We start from the raw sequence: 1548 nt of genomic DNA, 5'->3' as shown, positions 1-1548 counted from the left end.
GGGCCGCAAGTGACATGCTAACAACGGGCCCCGGCTCCATTGAGTCCTTCCTCGATCAGCTGGCCGCTGCTGATTCCGGGCCGAACAGCTTCAATCCCTTTGACGGCTCCGTGCCGGACAACGCCCTGCGGAGGGTGAACTTGGAGAAGTATCTGCAAAAGATGGCCGAGCACAAACCCAAAGTGATGCTTTTGGGTGAAGCTCCCGGCTACCGGGGCATGCGGATTACCGGCATACCTTTCATGGACCGCAGGATGCTGTTCGGGCAAGGGTCCAACTACTTTGGGCTGTTCGGCCCCGATGAGGGATATGCAGCTCCGGCCGACCTGCCCTCCGTCATGTATGAACCCACCGCCGCGGTGATGTGGCGGACGTTGGCGGACTTGGACTTTCTCCCGCTGCTGTGGAGCGCCTATCCCTTCCACCCCCACAAGGCTGGCAACCCGCTCTCCAACCGCACACCCACGGCTGCCAACAGTGCCACCGGCCAGTTGCATTGGCAGGCATTGGTCGAGTTGTTCTCCATTCAAGCGATCATCGCCGTGGGAAACATTGCACACCGCAGCCTCCTTCTCAGCGGCAGGTCTGCGCCCAAGGTGCGGCACCCGGCCCATGGCGGCAACGTCAAATTCAAGGAAGGGTTGGAGGAACTGCTCGCCGGCGGCATCAATGACTGACGGGCACAGCGGCTTGGCGCAGGGTTTTGGTCCATGGGATGACGGCTTTAACTTGATGTTGCCGAGCAACTTCGTAGGATGGGAATGGGGACGCCCCACAGCAGCGGTGCCCACACTGAGGAAAGGATTGACTCATGTCAGAGGATCTCTACCCAAAGGCAACCCCTGCGGTAGCACAACGCCGCAGGGAACTCACTCCCACGGCGACGGAAGCGTTCGACAACTTCTCCAAGGCGGTCTTCGCCGAGGGCGCACTGGATGAAAGAACCAAACAGTTGATCGCCGTCGCGGTTGCCCACGTGACTCAGTGCCCCTATTGCATCACCGGACACAGCAAGCTGGCCAAGCGCAAAGGTGCCAGTGCGGAGCAGATCATGGAGGCCATCTGGGTGGCGGCGGAGATGCGGGCCGGCGGTGCTTACGCCCACTCCACGCTCGCCCTCAACGCCATCGGTGAAATACCCCATGAGCACGGAACCGACCACGCTGGCAGCTAAGATTTGGGCCACCACGGTTTCGTGGTGACCGGCAGCAGCACAAGAAGCAAGCACTTCACCCTCGTAGACAAGGAGCTATCCATGAAAGCAAAGCTGGCATTCATAGCAGGTATCGCTGTCGGTTATGTCGCAGGCACCCGCGTAGGGCACCGCGGCTATGAGAGCTTGAAAAAGAATGCACGCGCATTCTGGGAGATGGATGTCGTCCAGGACACGGTACAGAACGTGGAAACCACCATCAAGGAGGAATCCAAAGAGCTGGGATTACGCCTCGTTGACAAGGTCAGCGGACGCGGGGAAGCCATTACCGGCGACGAAGCTGCCCTCCCCGATGTGGACTCGGACCCAGCGTTGAGCGACGACGTGGGCCAGGA

3 protein-coding genes are annotated in these 1548 nt (G+C 60.3%); all 3 read left to right on the top strand.

Going from position 1 to position 1548, the window contains the following annotated elements; all coding sequences use genetic code 11:
* Window positions 1-14 precede the first annotated feature (14 nt).
* A complete protein-coding gene (locus Q4P21_RS07625) occupies window positions 15-677 on the top strand; it encodes a uracil-DNA glycosylase family protein (RefSeq protein WP_303388192.1) in 663 nt (220 codons plus the stop codon).
* Between the two features lie 134 nt (window positions 678-811).
* Window positions 812-1174, top strand: a complete 363-nt coding sequence (locus tag Q4P21_RS07620; RefSeq protein ID WP_303388190.1) for a carboxymuconolactone decarboxylase family protein — start codon at window positions 812-814, stop codon at window positions 1172-1174.
* 81 nt (window positions 1175-1255) lie between these two features.
* Window positions 1256-1548 (top strand): hypothetical protein (locus tag Q4P21_RS07615; RefSeq protein ID WP_303388189.1); only part of this gene is annotated, 293 nt, incomplete at its 3' end.

This window comes from Arthrobacter sp. (assembly GCF_030540645.1).
In the GTDB taxonomy this organism is placed as follows: domain Bacteria; phylum Actinomycetota; class Actinomycetes; order Actinomycetales; family Micrococcaceae; genus Specibacter.
Note: the sequence above shows the minus strand (reverse complement) of the source record. Positions and strands in the feature narration are given on the sequence as shown.